Here is an 18,423-nt window from a genome sequence, read left to right on the forward strand (position 1 = left end):
GTCATTGTTTCCTTCATTTACAGATTAGGAGGCTAGTTATCCGCAGAGCGGCCCTCCCATTTGTTGAACCATAACATACTGAGGAGGCCAGCGGCTATTGTTGCTCCTGTACAGATGGATATGCCGGTGGCCAGTCCCGTTTCAGCCCGGGGCAGCCGGAGTCCCGAATGCTGAAGCTCCAGCAGGGAGAGGAAACGGCCGCCCCAGGCGAAGGGGATATACGGCCACAGGATATCGCCAAGACCAGTCAGCATCAGGGCGGCGAGCAGGCTCCCCGTGATTCCTATGCCGATGGAGACGCCCCGGCCGAACCGCAGGCTGACAGCGAAGTGAACCAGATAGAGCAGGATGTTGCTTGCGAACAGGATCACGGCCCCGGTCAGATAAAAGAGTATGCCGTGCCGGTCCTGCCCCAGCATTCCGGCAAAGCCCAGGCTGAACAGGACAAAGATCAGCAGGACAGCCCCCAGGCTGGAGCCCAGCAGGAGCAGCAGCTTGCTTGCATAGGTGGTGCTTCTTGCCGCAGGCAAGGCCAGCATTCCCTGGAATCCTCCGGCGGCGGCCTCCTGCTCCGCTGCCATCGCACAGAGCAGCCCGATGAGGGTAGGAAACGCACAGGCGACCGCCTGCATGAACGCCATCACCTTAACCCCTTCGCTGGCAGAGGAAATGGAGTAGTAAGCCATGAATAGGGCAGCCCCGATCAGCGGAGTCAGCAGATGGGTCAGGAGAAACGGGGTGCGCCGCATTTTGAGCAGATCGGCCCTGAGCAGACCCGGCAGTGCATTCATGCTACTTCGCCTCCTGTCTACGGAACCATAAGGTGGTCAGCAGGAACAGAAGGGCGAACCATCCGAGGGAGACCAAGGTACCGGGAAGAATCATATCTGTGCTGCGCAGCGGGCTGTCCGCCGGGACCGGCAGGCCGTTCGGCAGGATGGACAGCACCGGACACATGAGCCTTGCGGTAATTGTATAAGGAATGTAATCCCATAAGCCGCCCTTGTCGAATTGAACTACACCTAGAATAGTACCGAACAGGTTCAGCAGGATGGCTGCGAATAATCCGAGCCGGGCAGCCAGGAACAGGCACAGCGGAATCTGCCACAGGAAGGTGAGGAAGATCAGCGCGCTGCCCGCCAGACTGCTTGGCAGTGTAATCATCTGTCCGAACAGCAAGCCACCGGCTGTAACGCCGGTCAGGAACACGGCTAGAGTAGTGAGCAGCCAACCGGTGCAGGCAAGGATTTTGCTGGTCCAGAGCGTACCCGGTGTAAAGGGCAGGGCCAGCAGGCTGCGGTATTTCAGCTTGGCATCCTTGAGCAGCGCCAGCGAACAGGCCAGGCTCAGCGCACCGGGCAGGAACAGGGTGTACCACCAGTTGTAGGAGCCGCTCTGGAACAGGCTGCCGCCCATGAGCACCGCACACAGCAGAAGCGCAACCGCCGGGGCAAGCCAAGTCAGCTTGGGAATGAAGGTCCGCCGCCATTTCAGGCGTTCGGCCTGTATGACATTAAGCATGAACCGCACCGTCCCTCCGGTGGGCCGCAGCAACCTGCATGAACAGCGCCTCCAGGTCCTGATCCGGGGAGATCGCCCCCTGATAGCCGAGTACGCCGCCCGCGATGATGCCAATATGGTCGGCTGTCTGTTCCACCTCGGAGAGCAGGTGGCTGGACAGGATGACGGTGATTCCCTGCTCCGGGAAGGAGCGGATCAGCTCCCGCAGCTCCTGAATCCCGATCGGGTCCAGCCCGTTCGTCGGCTCGTCCAGAATCAGCAGCTCCGGCTGGTTGAGGAGCGCAATGGCGATGCCGAGCCGCTGCTTCATCCCCATGGAGAATTGTCCGGCCCGCTTCTTCCCGGTTGCGGTCAGATCGACAACGGCAAGCACCTCTTCGATACGCGACTGCGGCAGTCCGAGGGCCAGCGTGCGTACCTTCAGATTCTCCCGGGCGGTCAGATTATCGTACAGCGGAGGTGCTTCAATTAATACGCCGATCCGGCTTAAGTCCTTCCGGGTCCATTCCTGGCCCTGGAAGCGGATTGTCCCGGAATCGGGCCGCAGCATGCCGGTAATCATTTTGAGCAGGGTCGATTTGCCTGCACCGTTCGGACCGAGCAGCCCGTAGACCGAATTACGTGCAACAGTTAACGATACGTTGTTGACGGCTGTCTGGCGTTTGAAGCTTTTACATAGATCCTGTATTTCCAGAATATGTTCCTGCATAGTATATCATCCTTTCTCTCCCTATACTCTAAGGGCAGATTCTAAGGATTCTGTAAGGATGACATGGCAGAGCCCCTGCCTGGTTGAACAGGAGGGGCTCTGTGTTGACTTTGCAGCAGCCGGCGGGAAGGATTAACGACGCCGGAAGGCGCCGCCGCGGGCCAGGGCAAAGAAGATCAATAGCGCAACGATGGAGCCGATAATGGCTGGAACAATGTGGAAGCCACCTACTACAGGGCCTCTTGGACCAAGCAGCTCGGAGCCCAGCCAGGAACCGATGAACCCGGCGATTACATTGCCCAGTACGCCTCCCGGAACATCACGCCCGATTAGATTGCCGCTTAGCCAGCCGATGAGTCCCCCTACGATGATTACCCAGAGCAGATACATTGATTTGTCCCCTTTCTAGTTGGTTTATTCAAGGTATGTTGGAAAATGCGATAGGTGAACCGCCTGCCGAAGGTTTATTTTTGGAAAGGATATAGCTAGCGGTCCGGCAACAGCAAAGGCTCCGGGTACACCAGGGTGCGCGGACCGAATGTAGGCGAAAAACCGAATACAATTTGCTGGCGACGGTTTCACGGGCAATGATAACAGGTGATCTGCGCTGCGGGGAGATTAACGTCCTTTGCCGGTGTTAATATTAAGTATAGGAGGAGGGATCGGATGAACAAAATTCTCGTAATCGATGATGAAGCTGCCCTTAGAGATCTGATCGAGCTTGTGCTCCGCAGAGAGAATTATGAGGTGCGGACAGCGGAGAACGGGAGTGCGGGACTAGAGGCCTTGGATGCTTTTCAGCCGGACCTGGTGGTACTGGATCTGATGCTGCCCGATTGCTCGGGCTATGACCTGTGTAAGGAGATCACCAAGCGGCAGGCCGTTCCCGTCATTATGCTGTCGGCCAAGAATGAGATTATCGATAAGGTGCTGGGGCTTGAGCTGGGGGCAGAGGATTACATGACCAAGCCGTTCGATAACCGGGAGCTGCTGGCGCGGATCAAGGTGGTGCTCCGGAGAGCCCAGAACAGCGGTCTGCCCGCAGAAGCTGAAGATACCCGGATCACTCATGAGGAGCTGACCTTCGATCTGGAGACCCGGGTGGTGCAGAAAGGCGGCGTTCCGGTGGCTCTGACAGCCAAGGAATTCCGGATTCTGGAGACCCTGCTGAAGCGCCCGGACAAAATCTATACCCGGGATGAGCTGCTGGAGATTGTCTGGGGCTATGACTTCATGGGCGACAGCCGCAGCGTGGATATGACGATCATGCGCTTAAGAAAGAAGCTGGAGGATGATGCCGAGAATCCGAAATATATCCGCACCGTCTACGGCTTCGGTTATCAGCTGGGAGGTGGCTCCGCCTGAAATACGCGACCCGGCTGGTGCTAATGTATTTGCTGTTCTCGGTGCTGTCCTTTGCCGTTATCATTATTTCGGTTAATAAGGCGATTATCTATTTCAGCTTCGTAACCATAGAGAAGCAAATGATGGAGAAGGCGGATCTTGGCGAGATGTCCTTCAGGGAGGTGCTCTCCAGGCACGAACAAGAGGTGGATGCCGGGCAGATGGAGGCGGTGGCGAGAAGCGCGCTGGAGACGTTAAAAGCCTCCGTCAAGGAAGTGCGCATCTACGACAGCAGCCAGAAGCTGCTGGGACTCGCCGTTGACGGGATTGTGATCAATAACAAGACCCCCGTCATTTTCCCCGGGAATATCCAGAATGCCCTTAAGGGCAATTATGCGTATACGGTCTCCGAGGATCATCTGCTCTACTTCGCGGTTCCGATCCAAGACAAGTATTATCAGAATAGCTATGTGTACGAGTTCGTGGAGGATGTCTCTTATTTCTATACGATGATGGACCAGATCCGCTATATCCTGTTCGCCGGTGCAGGGGGATTCATTATTCTGATTACGCTCTCCAGTCTGTTCATTGCCCGGAATACGACGAAGCCAATTAAATATCTGCTGGGTGCTACGGAGAGCTTCTCCAAGCAGCAGTTCCGCGAGGTTCACCTGAATCGGAAGGATGAGCTGGGCATGCTGGCTGCGGGCCTGAACCGGATGGGTATTCAGCTCAGCGACTATATCCAGTATCAGAAGCAGTTTGTCTCGAACGTATCCCATGAGCTGAAAACGCCGCTTGCTGCGATCAAGGGGTTCTCTCAATATTTGTACGAAGGTGAGGACGAGGATGAGGAGCTGCAGCGGATCTACTTCCATCTGGTGAATGAATCGGACCGCCTGACCCGGCTGGTCAATGAGCTGCTCATGCTGTCGCGCTTCGATAAGGCAGGGCAGGATGGAATCGATGCCGAGAAGACGGACCTGGCACAGCTGGCCGCAGGGGGAGCCGCTGGATTGAGGGCCAAGGCGGACAGTAAGGGGATAGAGCTTACGATCCGGCAGGGGCCGCCGGCCTTCGTCAATGTCAATCAGGTGCTGATGTCCCATGCCATCGCGAATGTGCTGGACAACGCGATCAAATACTCCGGTCCCGGTACCCGGGTAAGCATTGAAACTTTGGTCCGGGAGCAGGAAGCTGTCGTGCGGATCAGCGATCAGGGCATTGGAATCAGCGCGGATGAGCTTACCCGTGTGCAGGAGCGGTTCTACCGGGCAAGCAATGCAGGCGGGGCAGGAGGAACGGGGCTGGGGCTGTCCATATGTAAGGAGATCGCTGAGAAGTTCGGCGGGCACCTGGATATAGAGAGCCAGCTCGGCGCGGGAACCACGGTCTACATCCGTCTGCCGCTCCTGTGAACAGGCGTTACAAGACTGATACAACTCTGTTATTACACTAATAAATGCTTTTCGTATACTAACCTCATACCAAACAAACAACGCGTCCATCGCGTACATTCATGGAGGGATTACTTATGGGAACATTTAAAAAACCGGCAGCGCTGCTGCTGTCCGCAGTATTGTTAATGACACTTCTGGCCGGGTGCCAGTCTGATTCAGCCGCTCCGGCGGCAACTCCTTCGGCAGAGCCTACCACTGAAGCGGTGGCCACAGCGGCACCGGAAGCAACCCCTGCGGCTACGGAGACTCCGGCCGAGGCAACCCCGGCGGCTTCAGCGGGCAGCTCGGAGGCAATCAAGGAGGGAACCATTGAGAAGGAAGGGAATGTGGTTCTGAAGGAGCTGGCTTTTGTCTATAAGGACCAGACTATTGCCCTCTCTGACATTGTGGATGATGCTAAGCTGGAGAGTATGCTTGGCAAGGCAACGGCGAAGAAATCGCACACTTATTCCTTGGATGACGGTAAAAATATGGATACCCTGATCGGCAGAACAGAGAACACGTATACCTTCCCGGGCCTTGAGATTAAGACCATTGATTCGGGTGACGGCAAGCAGTTCTACATCTTCAGCATGAAGATCACTGATCCGAAGTACACTACGGTCCGTAATATCAAGGTCGGAGACAGCCTGGATACGCTCAAAAAAGCCTATCCCGAAGGCAAGCTGACCGGAGACGGTGCACCTGAGGAAGAGGATGACTTCCGGTTCGCCCCAAGCAACTATGTGGATTATATGCTGTTCCACGTCAAGGGCGCTAAGATTGAAAGCATAAGCATCTCTACTCTGCTGGACTAAATCAGTCCCCTGAATCAGCAGAATACTGAACAGCCCTGCCGCTTCACGGCCTGTAACGGTCATGAAGCGGTCAGGGCTGTTTGTCTTTTGTCTGCACATTCCCGGGCGGACTTCCTATTCCACTGGAGCCGGCTCCAGCACCCGCACCGTCTCCCCCTCTACCAGCTCGGGCAGATAGTAGTTGCTGCTCTTCAGGTCTTTTTTACCCTGAAGCTTCTTAATGACCCATTCGGCGGCGTCACGGCCCATTCTCTCCTGCGGGTGGGTCAGCGTCGTCAGCTTGATCCCTGCATTCTTGGCGATATAGGAATTGTCCTGCCCGATAATCGACAGCTCTCCAGGAATTGAGATCCCCAGTTCGCGGCACATCTTGACCACTTCCAGGCCCACTTCATCGTTATAGCAGACGATAGCGGTCAGCACCTCTCTGTTATCTGTCAGGAATTGCTCCAGATTGGCCGACAGCGCCTGCTTCGATTCGGTATCGAAGGAGAGGACCTGCTCCGGGTGGAAGCGAAGCTTGGCCTCGCCGAGTGCCTTGATATAGCCCTTCATGCGGTATTTGCCCTGGAGATCGTCCATTTTGGCGATAATCCCGATCTGGGTATGGCCCTTCGCAATCAGCTCCCGGGTCGCCAGATAACTCGACTGTACGTCATCCAGGCAGAAGAACGGCACCTCCAGCTCCTCATAATAAGCGTTAATCATGATGAACGGGACGTCCTGCTCCTTGAACGACAAGTAGTAAGCGATGTTCGGATTGTAGAGGTTGCTCTTGGTTGGCTCAATGATCAGCCCGTCTACCCCGTAGGACAGCATCATCTCCAGCGCTTTTTTCTCCTGGGCGACATCGTTATTGGTGCTGGCGAGCAGCAGCGAATAGTTGTCTTCATTCAGCCTGCCTTCAATGCCCCGGATAATGGACGGGAAAATATAATCGGAGAGGTAAGTGGTTATTACGCCGATGGTCCGCTTGCCCGCGCCATTCCCGGATTTGGACCGAAACTGGTGGCTGACATAGGTGCCCGAGCCCTTTTCGCTGCGCAGGAACCCCTCATTGGATAGCTCCAGAATGGCCTTCCGCACGGTCTGGCGGCTGACGCCGTACATCTCCTGCAGCGCCGACTCCGTAGGAATTTGCTCGCCTACACTGTAGGTGCCGGACAGGATGTTGCTTTTGAGTTCATCGAATATGATCTGGTACTTGGTTCGCACACGGGTCACTTCTTTCATAGTTGTTCTTATATGGAGTGGAGAAATTATTGTAGTTGTACGTACATATTATAGCTTGAATATAAGCTTTATATCCCCGGATGTCTACTATATATCATGATTTGCGTAAAATACGGGTGATTTTCAGGTAAATTTGTAGGTATATCTTATATCTATTGTTGACAAATGTACGAACAAAAAATATACTAAACCTGTTCATAAAGGAAGCGCATTCTTTAGATTCGTAAGTAACACAGTTTGGTTCAGAGAGGAGTAACGTGGGCATGGATCAGAACATCAAGCAAGCGATACTTAAGGGAGAGACATCACTGGGTATCGAATTTGGGTCCACACGTATCAAAGCCGTCCTGATTGATCAGCGATTCGAGGCGGTTGCATCCGGAAGCTACGAGTGGGAGAACCTGCTGGAAGGCGGGTACTGGACGTATCCCCTTACTGATATCATCAAGGGGCTGCAAGCGGCTTACCGCGAGATGAAGCAGGAGGTTGCACAGAAATACGGGGTTACGCTTACTACTGTCGGTTCTATCGGATTCTCAGCAATGATGCACGGATATATGGCCTTTGACAGCGCGGGCGAGCTGCTGGTTCCGTTCCGGACCTGGCGTAATGCTACAACCGGTGCGGCGGCCAAGGAATTAACAGAGCTGTTCCAGTTCAATATTCCGGAGCGCTGGACCATTGCCCACCTGTATCAGGCGATTCTGAACGGGGAAGAGCATGTTCCGCAGGCGACATTCGTAACGACGCTGGGCGGATATATCCATTGGCTGCTGACCGGCAGCAAGGCGATCGGGATTGGCGATGCCTCCGGGGTCTTCCCTATAGATGAAGCTTCACAGGATTACCACCCGGCCATGGTCAGTCAGTTCGATGAGCTGATTGCCGCTAAGAATTACCCTTGGAAGCTGAGTGATCTCCTGCCCAAGGTCTACGCAGCAGGCGAGCAGGCTGGTGTGCTAACGGAAGCCGGAGCGAGACTGCTGGATGAGTCCGGGGACCTGCTGGCAGGCATTCCGCTCTGTCCTCCAGAGGGCGATGCCGGAACAGGAATGGTCGCTACGAACAGTGTGCGCAAACGGACCGGTAATATCTCTGTAGGCACCTCCGTGTTCGCCATGATCGTGTTGGAGAAGGACCTTACAGCGGTATACCCTGAGATTGACATGGTGACTACCCCCGATGGCAGTCCGGTAGGGATGGTGCATGCCAACAACTGCTCCAGCGATATCAATGCCTGGGTCGGCTTGTTCCGGGAATTCTCGGAGGCGATGGGCTTCAAGGCTGATCCGGCCCAGCTCTTCAGTGTTTTGTTCAATAAAGCGCTGGAGGCGGACTCCGATGGCGGCGGGCTGCTCAGCTACGGCTATTTCTCGGGTGAGAACATCACCGGGCTGGAGAAGGGACGGCCGCTGTTTGTCCGCTCGCCTGAGAGCCGATTCACGCTGGGCAACTTTATGCGGACGCATCTGTTCTCCGCTTTTGGCGCGCTGAAGATTGGTATGGATATTCTGACCTTGAAGGAGCAGGTGTCCATCGACAGCATTCTGGCGCACGGCGGCTTGTTCAAAACGCCTGTTGTCGGACAGAGAATCGTGGCTGCTGCGATGAATGTTCCGGTCTCCGTGATGGCAACAGCCGGAGAAGGCGGCGCGTGGGGCATGGCGATTCTGGCTTCTTATATGAAGAACAGAGCGCAGCAGGAGCGTCTGGATGATTTCCTCGACCAGAAGGTCTTCAAGGATATCGAAGGCGAGACCATTCATCCGGTTGCGGCGGATGTGAAGGGCTTTGAATTGTTCATGGAACGCTACACGGCGGGTCTGGCGATTGAGCAGGCCGCTGTAGATCATCTCGTAGAGAACGGGGGAAATTAACACATGCTGGAGCAACTGAAGGAAGAGGTGTACGAGGCCAATCTGGAGCTGCCTAAGCACGGGCTGGTCAAATACACCTGGGGCAATGTGAGCGCGGTGGACCGGGCGAGCAGTCTGTTCGTCATCAAGCCGAGCGGAGTCAGCTATGACAAGATGAAGCCGAGCGATATGGTCGTTGTGGACTTCGATGGCAATGTGGTGGAGGGAGAGATGCGGCCTTCCTCGGATACAGCGACCCACGCTGTACTCTACAAGCATTACGCCGAGATCGGCGGCATCGTGCATACGCATTCCACGTGGGCAACCATCTGGGCTCAGGCCGGACTGGATGTTCCGGTTATGGGGACGACACATGCAGACACCTTCTATGGTTCTGTACCGTGCACCCGGTTCCTGACCCAGGAAGAGATTGACCGCGGTTATGAAGCAGAGACCGGGCATGTGATCATTGAGACTTTTGAACAGCGGGGGCTGGATGTGATGGCGATTCCCGGCGTTCTGCTGAAGGGCCACGCGCCGTTCACATGGGGCAAGGATGCCCACGCCGCTGTCATGAACAGTGTGGTGCTGGAGGAAGTGTCCAAGATGAACCACTTCGCCCGCCAGCTGAATACGTTCGCCGAGGAGCTGCCGCAGCGGATTCTGGACAAGCATTATCTGCGCAAGCACGGCAAGGATGCGTATTACGGACAGAAGTAACGACTTTTACCAAACTAATAGAGAAGAGGATGAATGATATGTCAACAGTAAGCGACAAGCAATTCTGGTTCGTCGTAGGATCTCAGCACCTGTATGGAGATGAAGCGCTGGGTGAGGTGAAGGCACATGCCCAGGAAATGACTGATGCGCTCAACAACAGCGGGGTGCTTCCTTATCCGCTGGTATTGCAGGATCTGGCCGTTAGCGCAGACAAAATCACCTCCATCATGAAAGAAGTGAACTATCGTGATGAGGTTGCCGGTGTAATCACCTGGATGCACACCTTCTCCCCGGCCAAAATGTGGATTCGCGGCACGAAGCTGCTGCAGAAGCCGTTGCTTCATCTGGCTACCCAGTACAATGAGAGCATCCCTTGGGCAACGATTGACATGGACTTCATGAACCTGAACCAGGCTGCCCATGGCGACCGTGAGTATGGCTTCATCAATGCCCGCCTGAAGAAGCAGAATAAGGTCGTTGTAGGATACTGGGAACGTCCGGAAGTCCAGAAGCAGATTGCTGAGTGGATGGACGTTGCTGTAGCTTATAACGAAAGCTTCAACATCAAGGTTGCCCGCTTCGGCGACAACATGCGCAACGTCGGCGTTACCGAAGGCGACAAGGTAGAAGCCCAGATCCAGTTCGGCTGGACCGTAGATTACTTCGGCATCGGCGATCTGGTCACTTATGTGAATGAAGTGAAGCAGGAAGAGATCGATGCCCTGTTCGCAGAATATACCAAGCTGTATGCCGTTGATTATGGCACGTACAGCAAGGAAGATTGGGAAGCCAGCGTGAAGGTGCAGGCGAGCTACGAGATTGCCCTTAAGCGCTTCTTGGATGCAGGCGGCTACAATGCCTTCACCTCTAACTTCGAGGACCTGCACGGCATGAAGCAGCTTCCGGGTCTGGCTGTTCAGCGCCTGATGGCCCAAGGCTACGGCTTCGCCGGTGAAGGGGACTGGAAGACTGCGGCCCTGGACCGCCTGATGAAGGTGATGAGCCACAACCTGAACACCGGGTTCATGGAGGATTACACTTACGAAATGGCTGCCGGACAGGAAGCAATTCTCCAGTCCCACATGCTGGAGGTTGATCCGAGCCTGGCCAGCAATCAGCCGAAGATCATCGTATCTCCGCTGGGGATCGGCGACCGTGAAGACCCGGCCCGCCTCGTCTTCGACGGCAAGGCAGGCGAAGGTGTCGTGGTATCGATGGCCGACTTCGGCACCCACTACAAGCTGCTGATCAACGAAGTTACCGCGTTCGAGCCAACCGTTCCGGCTCCGAATCTGCCGGTAGCCCGTGTGCTGTGGCAGGTGAAGCCTAACTTCCAGGACGGAGTCAGAGCCTGGATCGAGAACGGCGGCGGACACCACACCGTTGTATCGCTGAACCTGACGACCGATCAGATCGTTACCTATGCGAAGCTGGTTGGCCTGGAATATGTAATTATTAAGTAATTAGAGTTACTTGTAAAAGTTAACAGCGAGTGCATATAAAAAGAGCGAAGGGGCATATAGCCCTCTCGCTCTTTTTGTTCGGCAGGTATGGTGAGTGCGGCGGCGAGATTCAAAAGCATCTGCCCGCCCCACTCACTTCTTATTCCGCGCACGGTATTGCTGCGGTGTGGCGCCGACGATCCGTTTGAACAGGTTGGAGAAGCTGCCGAGGCTGGTGTATCCGACCTGCTCGGCGATATCGGTGATCTTCAGCTCTGTCTCCTCCAGCAGCTGCTTGGCCTTCTGCAGCCGTTCCTGAATGATCACATCGGAGATTGACAGCCCGGTCTCCTTCTTGAACAGCCGCGACAAGTAGGCCGGGTTCAAGTAGACATAGGCCGCGAGTTCGTCGCGGGTGATCTCTTCGCTCAGACGCGAGCGGATATACTGCCGGATCTTGGTGACCGTGGCCGAGGATACGTTATTGCTGGTCTGCAATAAGTGCATTACGGCTCGCAGGCATTCCAGCGCCCAATGCTGGAGCGAAGCGGACTGCTTCGGATAATTCTCCTTATCCATCAAGGGCTTCAGCTCCGCTGAGGCGTGTGCGGATAAGCCTTTTTTGGCGAGAACGGTGTGTACAATGAACAGGATGCCGTGGATAAGCTGGCGGTGCAGCTCACTTGTCCAGCGGCCGGGCCCGATGCCCGAGAACCACAGCGTCACGCGGCGCTCCAGCTCCTCCAGCTCGCCAAGCTCCAGGAGGGTCGCCCACTCTCCGAAGATATGCATAGGCGCTGCCTGAGGCACCGGCGCAAGCGGCTGATCTCGGCTATATGCCTGATCCTCCGGTCCGAACACCTGACGCGAACGATTCAGGTTGCGTTGTTCCCGCTCCGTGACATTCGTGTAAGCGCTCATGATTCCGGATAGAGGGACACCCGCGCTGATGTAGATCGAGAGGGAGCAATGCAGCAGCCGTCCGCAGGTATCCAGGAAGGTGCGGCCATTCTGCTCCAGCGTATGCCGGACGGCGTTCATATCGCCACGCACGTAGATGACCGCCAGATTATGGCCGACCTGATCCTGCAGCACAGTGCCTTCCAGCCCGCTTAGCAGCAGCTCATCGGCCATGTTGCGCAGTGCATATTCCATAATTGTCTCATCCCGTGCGCTAAGGTTCTCCTTCCACTGCTCCAACCCGAGCAGAGCGAGGAAGTAGCGGTCTCCAGGCTGCAGATCCAGATTGTAGGTGTTCGCCGGAAGGGTGAGCGATTCCAGCACGGGCGCTGCCCGCTGGCTGAGAATATCCTGCCAGAACCGTTCCACCAGCAGGGGGAGCTGATGCTCCCACTGTCTCCGGTACTTCTGGATCAGGGCCTCGAACTGCTGCTGCTCTCTCTGCTTGCTGATCTCGAATAGCGCCTCACGGGAGATTTTCATCAATTCCTCATAGTCTACCGGCTTGAGCAGATAATGGAAGGCTCCGTGGTAAATCGCGCGCTGGGCATACTCGAAATCCGCATGGCAGGTCAGCATAATCGTCAGCGTGCCGGGAGCGGATTGCTTCACCCAGGCCAGCAGCTCCAGGCCGCTTTTGCCCGGCATTTCAATATCGCAGATCAGCAGGTCTACGGGCTGCTGCTCAAGAACAGCAATCGCCTGGTCTACGTTCTCCGCCAGACAGACATCCGACACGCTAAGCGCGCTCCAATCTACCCCCTGCTGAAGGCCGAGCAAGGCGAAGTATTGGTCGTCAACGATTAGAACTCTGTACATTGAACGTCACAGCTCCTTTTGAACGGGTAGTCTGATTTCCACAACCGCGCCTCCGTCTGGAGCATTGTGGAAGGTAAGCCGTGCCCGGTTGTTATAGAACATCAGCATGCGTCTGTATACGTTCCATATCCCCAGATGGCGGTCTGTCGGCTTGCGCTCATATACGCCATGATTGAGCCTGTCGAGCTGAGCCGCGGAGAAGCCCGGCCCGGAATCGCGGATCTGAATGGCAATGCAGGAATCGCCGCTCTCTCCGGCTTCTTCACTGACTGTGATGCCGACCTCGAAGGGCTTCGAATTGTTGATGAAGCCATGCTTGATGGCATTCTCGACGAAGGGCTGGATCAGCAGCGGCGGAATCAGCGTAGACTCCAGCTCCTGCGGAAGCAGCACTTCATAAGACAGCTTGTTCGGATACATAACCATCTGGATCTCGATATAGTTCTGAATATGATTCAGCTCGCTGCGGAGCGGAAGCCAGGCGTCGTTGGTATTCATAATGAAGCGGAAGTGGGAGACCAGATGTCCGATCATCTTTTTGATCAAGGCATATTGCTTCAGCTCTACCAGATGAAAGACGATATTCAAGGAATTCATGAAAAAATGGGGATTGATCTGCGCCTGGAGATGCTTCAGCTCGGCCTGCTGCACCTTCATCTGCTCCTCATACACATCAATCTTGAGATTGCCGATCTGCTCCGCCATCTGGTTGAATTGCATCGTAATGATCTGGAACTCTCTGCTGTTGCCATCCTTCAGCCGGTATTCCAGCTGTCCCTTCCCCAAGATGCGCATCCCGCTGGTCAATTGCTGGATAGGCTTGAACACCAGTCTGCTAAGCAGAGCCAACAGGATAACCATTACGAGGATAATGACGAAGGGAATCACCTTGATGATCTGCTGGAAGATCGGCAGCTCGTCCAGAATGGATTTCTCGTCGAGCAGGAAAAAGACATTCAGATTGGAATATTGGGATGGCTTGTCAATCAGCAGATACGAATTACCGTTACTCAGGCGAATCGAGGCATCAGCACGAGGGTTGGGCTGATTAAGCCGGCTGCGGATGAGCGCAAGATCTTTACTGGCGAACTGGCCCCAGAGTAATTTACCGTCATTGTCGATCATGCCGACCTGTCCGCTGCCCCCGGTAGACTCCAACTGGGTCAGGGGCTGGGCCAGAGAATCGATGCTGACCAGTACCCCCATGAGAAGCCGGCCGCTCTTGTCCGGCAGCACCTTGAATAACACCGGCTCTCCGCCGAGGGTCACGGTCTCCCACTTCAGGGAGGCCTGGAGATTAGGGGTCTTGAGGTGTGAAGACAGCCCCGAGGCAATCATCTCCTTCTCTTGGTAATACTCTTTCTGGCTGCTCAGGAAGAGTTCATCCCGGTCCTGATGGTAGACGAAGACACTGCGGATAATGGTATAGTAGCTGACATCGCTGTACCACTGGTCCATCAGCTTACGGATGGACAGATAATAATTGACGCTGTCGGGACCGCTGTCGGAATAGAGCTCCAGCAGCATGTTTTCATTGGCCGTACGCAGCAGATAATGGCTGGTCTGCTCCAGCAGCTCATCGAGTGTACCTAAGTGCAGGGTCAACGTGTCCGAAGCGGACTTCGCAACCTTCTCCCGGACAATGTTGGTGGAATAGAGATTGGTGTAGGAGAGAAAGAGGAACAGCGGCGTGACCAGCAGCAGGACAAGGGCACTCACTTTGAATCGCAATGATAGTTTCACAGTCTTCCCCCTTATCCTTAGGTACATTTACACGCTGAGCGGCAGGAAAGGGGAAGGACGGCAGCCGTCCTTCCCCTTAGCTTAAAATATAAGAATTTGTATGTTCCACACGACAACTTATCCTTATATTTCTCGCTGAAACGGGTGCCGTCCTTAAAAGGACGGCATCGTCGTTTTCACTTGTTTGTTTAGGATTGTTTGGCCTTCCAGGCATCGTATTGCTTCTGAACCTCGGCGCGGATCTCTTCAATGCCGTTAGCCTTAAGCTTCTTATTGTACTCCGTAAGCACCTTATCTACACCCAGGCTGCCCGTTTCCAGCAGCGGGCGGAATTCCTTGATAATGTTGCTGACCACGGAGACCTGTGTTTTGACAGCGTCGGTATTGAAGTTGAAGCCGAAGGACTTCACCTTATGGGCGCTCTCGTTATAAGCCTTGAATTTCTCCCACTTGTCGGCGCTTTCGCCTTCCCACAGATAGGTTATGGTCTGGTTACCGAACATCCATTCAATGCCCGGCGCCCAGCCGGTATCGGCACGGGTAGCAATGCCGTCAGGCAGCTTGATGAAGTTCTCTTTGCCTTCCACCTTCACATATTGCCGTCCTTCTACACCGAAGTCAATGAGATTGACCAGCACCGGATCGGTATGCAGAAGGTTCAGCAGCATCATGGTCCGCTCGGGATCAATCGAGGTGCGTCCGATGGCCATCATGGAGTTGCTGACGCTGGCTGTACTGATCTCGGGTTCATTCCCCTTCAGCTTCACCAGCTCAATGCCGGTAGCGATGGAATCTTCCTTGTCGGAATCCGGTTTGTCTGAACCGAATTTCATCCAGGTCTTACCGGCCTTGAAAGCGTCTTCAGTACTGGTTTTGGTCGTTGCGGCATCTTTATTGATGTAGCCTTTGCTGAACCAGTCGCCGTAGAGCTTCATCCGGTAGATTGCGGTGTCGGACTCCATGGAGCTGATCACCATCTTATCAGTCTTGGTATCCAGTACGATTCCGGCGGGAGCGCCGGCCACCAGCTCATAACGGAAGTTCTCCTTCATGCTCTCTCTGGTCTTGTCGAAGTAGCCCAGGGTATCGGAGCCGCTGCCGGAGAGCCAGATCGGCGCAATAGCCGGTTCCTTCTCCTTGATCGTCTGCAGCCATGGCTCCAGATCCTCCAGCGTCTCAATCGAGTTCACATCGAAGCCGTATTTATCTACCAGATCCTTGCGGAACATAATGGTATGGCTCTCACCAATTTCCTTATTGGTAGGAATCGCATAGATTTTGCCGTCTACGGTTCCGCCGTCCAGGAAGCGGGGATCAAGGGTCTCCTTGATGCCTTGTCCATATTTGGCTAACAGATCATCCAGCGGGAGGAACGCGCCCTTGGCTACGTTATTGGCGAAGTCGGCCCAGTTGGGGGCGAAGGTCAGATCAACCTGTTCACCGGACTGGTAAGCCAGTGCCATCTTCTCGGCCCAGGAGGACCAAGGGAGTCCCTGGAAGTCAATCTCGGCGTTGATTTTCTCTTTGAGATACTTATTGATCTCATCTACAACTGCCTTGGTATCATTCTGCGGGAAATTCCCGACCGTGTAAACTTTGAGCTTCCGGAACGTTGAGGTATCAGGACTCGTGCTGCCTTCCGTGCCAGCCGTTGTGGCTGCTGCTGTTGATTCTGCCTTGGACGGGGCGGATGCACCTGAATTGCCCCCGCCGCATCCGGTAATGCCCAGTATCACGGCAGTCAGAGCGGCAAGCACCGTGCCTGAGCTTCTTGTTGTTCTCATTTGTATGAACCTCCTCGAATGATAATTAGATCATATATTCTAACCGGCATTTACGCCAGAGCTAGACCGCTTAACCTTTGATTGCCCCTATAGTAAGGCCCTTGGTGAAGTACTTCTGGAAGAACGGATAGATGAACAGAATCGGACCAATCGACAGCACGACCATAGCCATCCGCAGACTTTCGGTCGGAACGGATTCCTGTACCATCAGGGCGACACCGCTGCCGGCAAGCTGGGTTTTGAAGAATTCCGCCTGGCGGATCATCTGAATCATGACGTATTGCAGGGAGAACTTGTCGGTGTCATTAATGAATAGCATGGAGTTGAACCAGTCATTCCAATACATCAGCGTAGTGAACAGACCGATCGTAGCCAGAACAGGCAGGGAGATCGGAAGCACAAGCTGGAAGAATATCCGCCATTCCGAGGCCCCGTCAAGCTTGCCGGATTCAATCATCTCCTCCGGGATCGTCTGCTGGAAGAAGGTACGGGTGATGAAGATATAGAAGGCATTGGACAGGCCGGGCAGGATCAGCGCAACCAGCGAGTCCTTCAGATCGAGATAGTTCACGTACAGCAGATAGAAGGGGACAAGCCCTCCCGAGAACAGCATGGTGATCAGCAGGTAGAAGTTGAATGTTTTTTTAAAGGGAAAATCCTTCCGGTAAAGCGGGTACGCATATAGCGCAATCAGCAGCACGGCCAGAACAGTCCCGATAATGGTAACGGTCAGGCTGACGCCATACGCCTTAACCAGTGTCTCCGAATGCTTGAACAGATATTGGTACGCGGATGCGTCGATATGATCGGGCCAGAATTTGTAACCCTGCAGCGTCAAGGCCTTCTCGTTGGTTAAGGAGATGGCGACAATGAGTAGGATCGGCAGAATACAGGCCAGGCTGAAGGCGATGAAGAACACATTCAGAATAATCTGGGCGGTAGTGGAGCCTTTGGTATAAGGGTTGCTTCGGGATGCAGTAGTCATTAGAATCCTCCGTTTCTAGAAAAGCGCCGTATCGCGGTTCAGCTTCCGGGCGAGAGCGTTCGCGCCGATGACCAGGAAGAAGCCGACGACCGATTGATAGAAATTCGCCGCTGAGGACATCCCCAGGTCGTTGAGCTGGATCAGGCCCCGGTAGACATAGGTGTCGATGACGTCCGTAGTCGAGCGCAGCGCACCGGAGTCCAGGGTCACATGGTAGAACAGCCCGAAGTCAGAGCGGAAGATGCCGCCCATGTTAAGAATCGTGAGAATGACCATGATCGGCGTGAGCAGCGGCAGGGTAATCTTGGTGATCTGCTGCCATTTGCTGGCGCCGTCCATCACCGCGGCTTCGTACAGCTCTTCGCTGATGCCGGTGATGGCTGCAAGGTAGATGACGCTGCCGATCCCGATGGAGTGCCACATTTTGGTGATCCACAGAATGTAAGGCCATGCGTTAGGATGCATATAGGCATTCACTGAGGAGTAGCCGAACATTGGCAGAATATGCTTGACCAGGAAGCCGTACTCCGGGTGCAGGAAGGCATAGACGATGAAGCTGACCACGACCATGGACAGGAAGTTCGGCATAATCATGACGGTCTGGAAGAACTTCGAAGCCAGCTTGTTACGCACCTCATTGATCGCAATGGCCAGCGAGACCGAGAGGATGAGTCCTGAGATAATGAAGACCACATTGTACCCCACGGTGTTGATGGTCACGCGCAAGGCGTCAGAGGTGGCGAACAGGAACCGGAAGTTGTCGAGCCCGGCCCAAGGACTGCCCATAATGCCGTCAATGTAGTTGATGTTCTTGAAGGCAATGAATAATCCGAACATCGGAATATAGCAGTTGATGAAAAAGATAATCGAGGTGGGCAGCAGCATCAGCAGCAGCACCCGGTATCGCACGATATTGTGCAGCAGACGGCCGAAACGGCCCTGGGGCGGTGTCGCTAACTTGGTGTTCATAGCTTGTGGTGCGGGATTTGCCATAAGTTCTAACCTCACTCTACTTGTTCTGGATGAACTTATTATAGTAGAGCGGATGAA

The 18,423-nt window shown here is 54.6% G+C and carries 16 protein-coding genes; 6 read left to right on the forward strand and 10 right to left on the reverse strand.

Going from position 1 to position 18,423, the window contains the following annotated elements; all coding sequences use genetic code 11:
- Positions 1-32 precede the first annotated feature (32 nt).
- From MKY64_RS28485 to MKY64_RS28500, 4 genes are all read right to left on the reverse strand, one after another.
- Complete coding sequence (locus MKY64_RS28485; protein WP_340957181.1) at positions 33-791, reverse strand: lantibiotic immunity ABC transporter MutG family permease subunit; 759 nt, start codon at positions 789-791, stop codon at positions 33-35.
- Position 792: 1 nt separating this feature from the next.
- The gene (locus MKY64_RS28490; RefSeq protein WP_340957184.1) at positions 793-1,521 is read right to left on the reverse strand and encodes a lantibiotic immunity ABC transporter MutE/EpiE family permease subunit; all 729 of its coding nucleotides are present in this window, start codon (positions 1,519-1,521) and stop codon (positions 793-795) included.
- Positions 1,514-2,230: a lantibiotic protection ABC transporter ATP-binding protein gene (locus MKY64_RS28495; RefSeq protein ID WP_340957187.1), complete on the reverse strand. Its 717-nt coding sequence runs from the start codon at positions 2,228-2,230 to the stop codon at positions 1,514-1,516. The genes MKY64_RS28490 and MKY64_RS28495 overlap by 8 nt, the downstream gene beginning before the upstream one ends.
- Before the next feature lie 132 nt (positions 2,231-2,362).
- Positions 2,363-2,620, reverse strand: a complete 258-nt coding sequence (locus MKY64_RS28500; RefSeq protein ID WP_036722871.1) for a GlsB/YeaQ/YmgE family stress response membrane protein — start codon at positions 2,618-2,620, stop codon at positions 2,363-2,365.
- A gap of 276 nt (positions 2,621-2,896) precedes the next feature.
- Between MKY64_RS28500 and MKY64_RS28505 the strand changes: the two genes are divergently transcribed.
- The 3 genes from MKY64_RS28505 (at position 2,897) to MKY64_RS28515 (ending at position 5,831) form a co-directional block, all read left to right on the forward strand.
- Positions 2,897-3,595 (forward strand): response regulator transcription factor, encoded by a 699-nt coding sequence (locus MKY64_RS28505; protein ID WP_209868849.1) that lies wholly within the window; start codon positions 2,897-2,899, stop codon positions 3,593-3,595.
- 23 nt (positions 3,596-3,618) lie between these two features.
- Positions 3,619-4,992 carry a sensor histidine kinase gene (locus tag MKY64_RS28510; RefSeq protein ID WP_340957190.1) on the forward strand — a complete coding sequence of 458 codons (1,374 nt, stop codon included), beginning with the start codon at positions 3,619-3,621 and terminating at the stop codon, positions 4,990-4,992.
- Positions 4,993-5,108: 116 nt separating this feature from the next.
- Positions 5,109-5,831 carry a hypothetical protein gene (locus MKY64_RS28515; protein WP_340957193.1) on the forward strand — a complete coding sequence of 241 codons (723 nt, stop codon included), beginning with the start codon at positions 5,109-5,111 and terminating at the stop codon, positions 5,829-5,831.
- Between the two features lie 114 nt (positions 5,832-5,945).
- Here the strand turns inward: MKY64_RS28515 and MKY64_RS28520 are convergent, their stop codons facing one another.
- Positions 5,946-7,046, reverse strand: coding sequence for a GntR family transcriptional regulator (locus MKY64_RS28520; protein ID WP_340957195.1), 1,101 nt, complete (start codon positions 7,044-7,046; stop codon positions 5,946-5,948).
- A gap of 281 nt (positions 7,047-7,327) precedes the next feature.
- Between MKY64_RS28520 and MKY64_RS28525 the strand changes: the two genes are divergently transcribed.
- The 3 genes from MKY64_RS28525 to araA are packed head-to-tail and all read left to right on the forward strand — an operon-like array spanning position 7,328 to position 11,103.
- On the forward strand, positions 7,328-8,941 hold the full coding sequence (locus MKY64_RS28525) for a xylulokinase (protein ID WP_340957196.1): 1,614 nt from the start codon (positions 7,328-7,330) through the stop codon (positions 8,939-8,941).
- A 3-nt stretch (positions 8,942-8,944) separates the two neighbouring features.
- Entirely contained in the window at positions 8,945-9,640 is a 696-nt protein-coding gene (locus tag MKY64_RS28530) for an L-ribulose-5-phosphate 4-epimerase (RefSeq protein WP_036722865.1), read from the forward strand.
- A 38-nt stretch (positions 9,641-9,678) separates the two neighbouring features.
- Positions 9,679-11,103 (forward strand): L-arabinose isomerase, encoded by a 1,425-nt coding sequence (gene araA / locus MKY64_RS28535; RefSeq protein WP_339252314.1) that lies wholly within the window; start codon positions 9,679-9,681, stop codon positions 11,101-11,103.
- Between the two features lie 132 nt (positions 11,104-11,235).
- Here araA and MKY64_RS28540 read toward each other — a convergent pair whose 3' ends face one another.
- The 5 genes from MKY64_RS28540 to MKY64_RS28560 all read right to left on the reverse strand — a co-directional run bounded on the left by MKY64_RS28540 (position 11,236) and on the right by MKY64_RS28560 (position 18,366).
- Positions 11,236-12,861, reverse strand: a complete 1,626-nt coding sequence (locus tag MKY64_RS28540; protein WP_339252312.1) for a helix-turn-helix domain-containing protein — start codon at positions 12,859-12,861, stop codon at positions 11,236-11,238.
- A gap of 6 nt (positions 12,862-12,867) precedes the next feature.
- On the reverse strand, positions 12,868-14,604 hold the full coding sequence (locus MKY64_RS28545) for a sensor histidine kinase (RefSeq protein WP_339252310.1): 1,737 nt from the start codon (positions 14,602-14,604) through the stop codon (positions 12,868-12,870).
- A gap of 188 nt (positions 14,605-14,792) precedes the next feature.
- Entirely contained in the window at positions 14,793-16,388 is a 1,596-nt protein-coding gene (locus MKY64_RS28550; RefSeq protein ID WP_339252308.1) for an ABC transporter substrate-binding protein, read from the reverse strand.
- A 70-nt stretch (positions 16,389-16,458) separates the two neighbouring features.
- Entirely contained in the window at positions 16,459-17,373 is a 915-nt protein-coding gene (locus MKY64_RS28555; protein WP_036722857.1) for a carbohydrate ABC transporter permease, read from the reverse strand.
- A gap of 15 nt (positions 17,374-17,388) precedes the next feature.
- Positions 17,389-18,366, reverse strand: coding sequence for an ABC transporter permease (locus MKY64_RS28560; RefSeq protein ID WP_036722856.1), 978 nt, complete (start codon positions 18,364-18,366; stop codon positions 17,389-17,391).
- Between the last annotated feature and the right edge of the window lie 57 nt (positions 18,367-18,423).

The sequence above is a fragment of the Paenibacillus sp. FSL R7-0210 genome, from assembly GCF_038009085.1.
GTDB classification, from domain to species: domain Bacteria; phylum Bacillota; class Bacilli; order Paenibacillales; family Paenibacillaceae; genus Paenibacillus_AQ; species Paenibacillus_AQ silagei.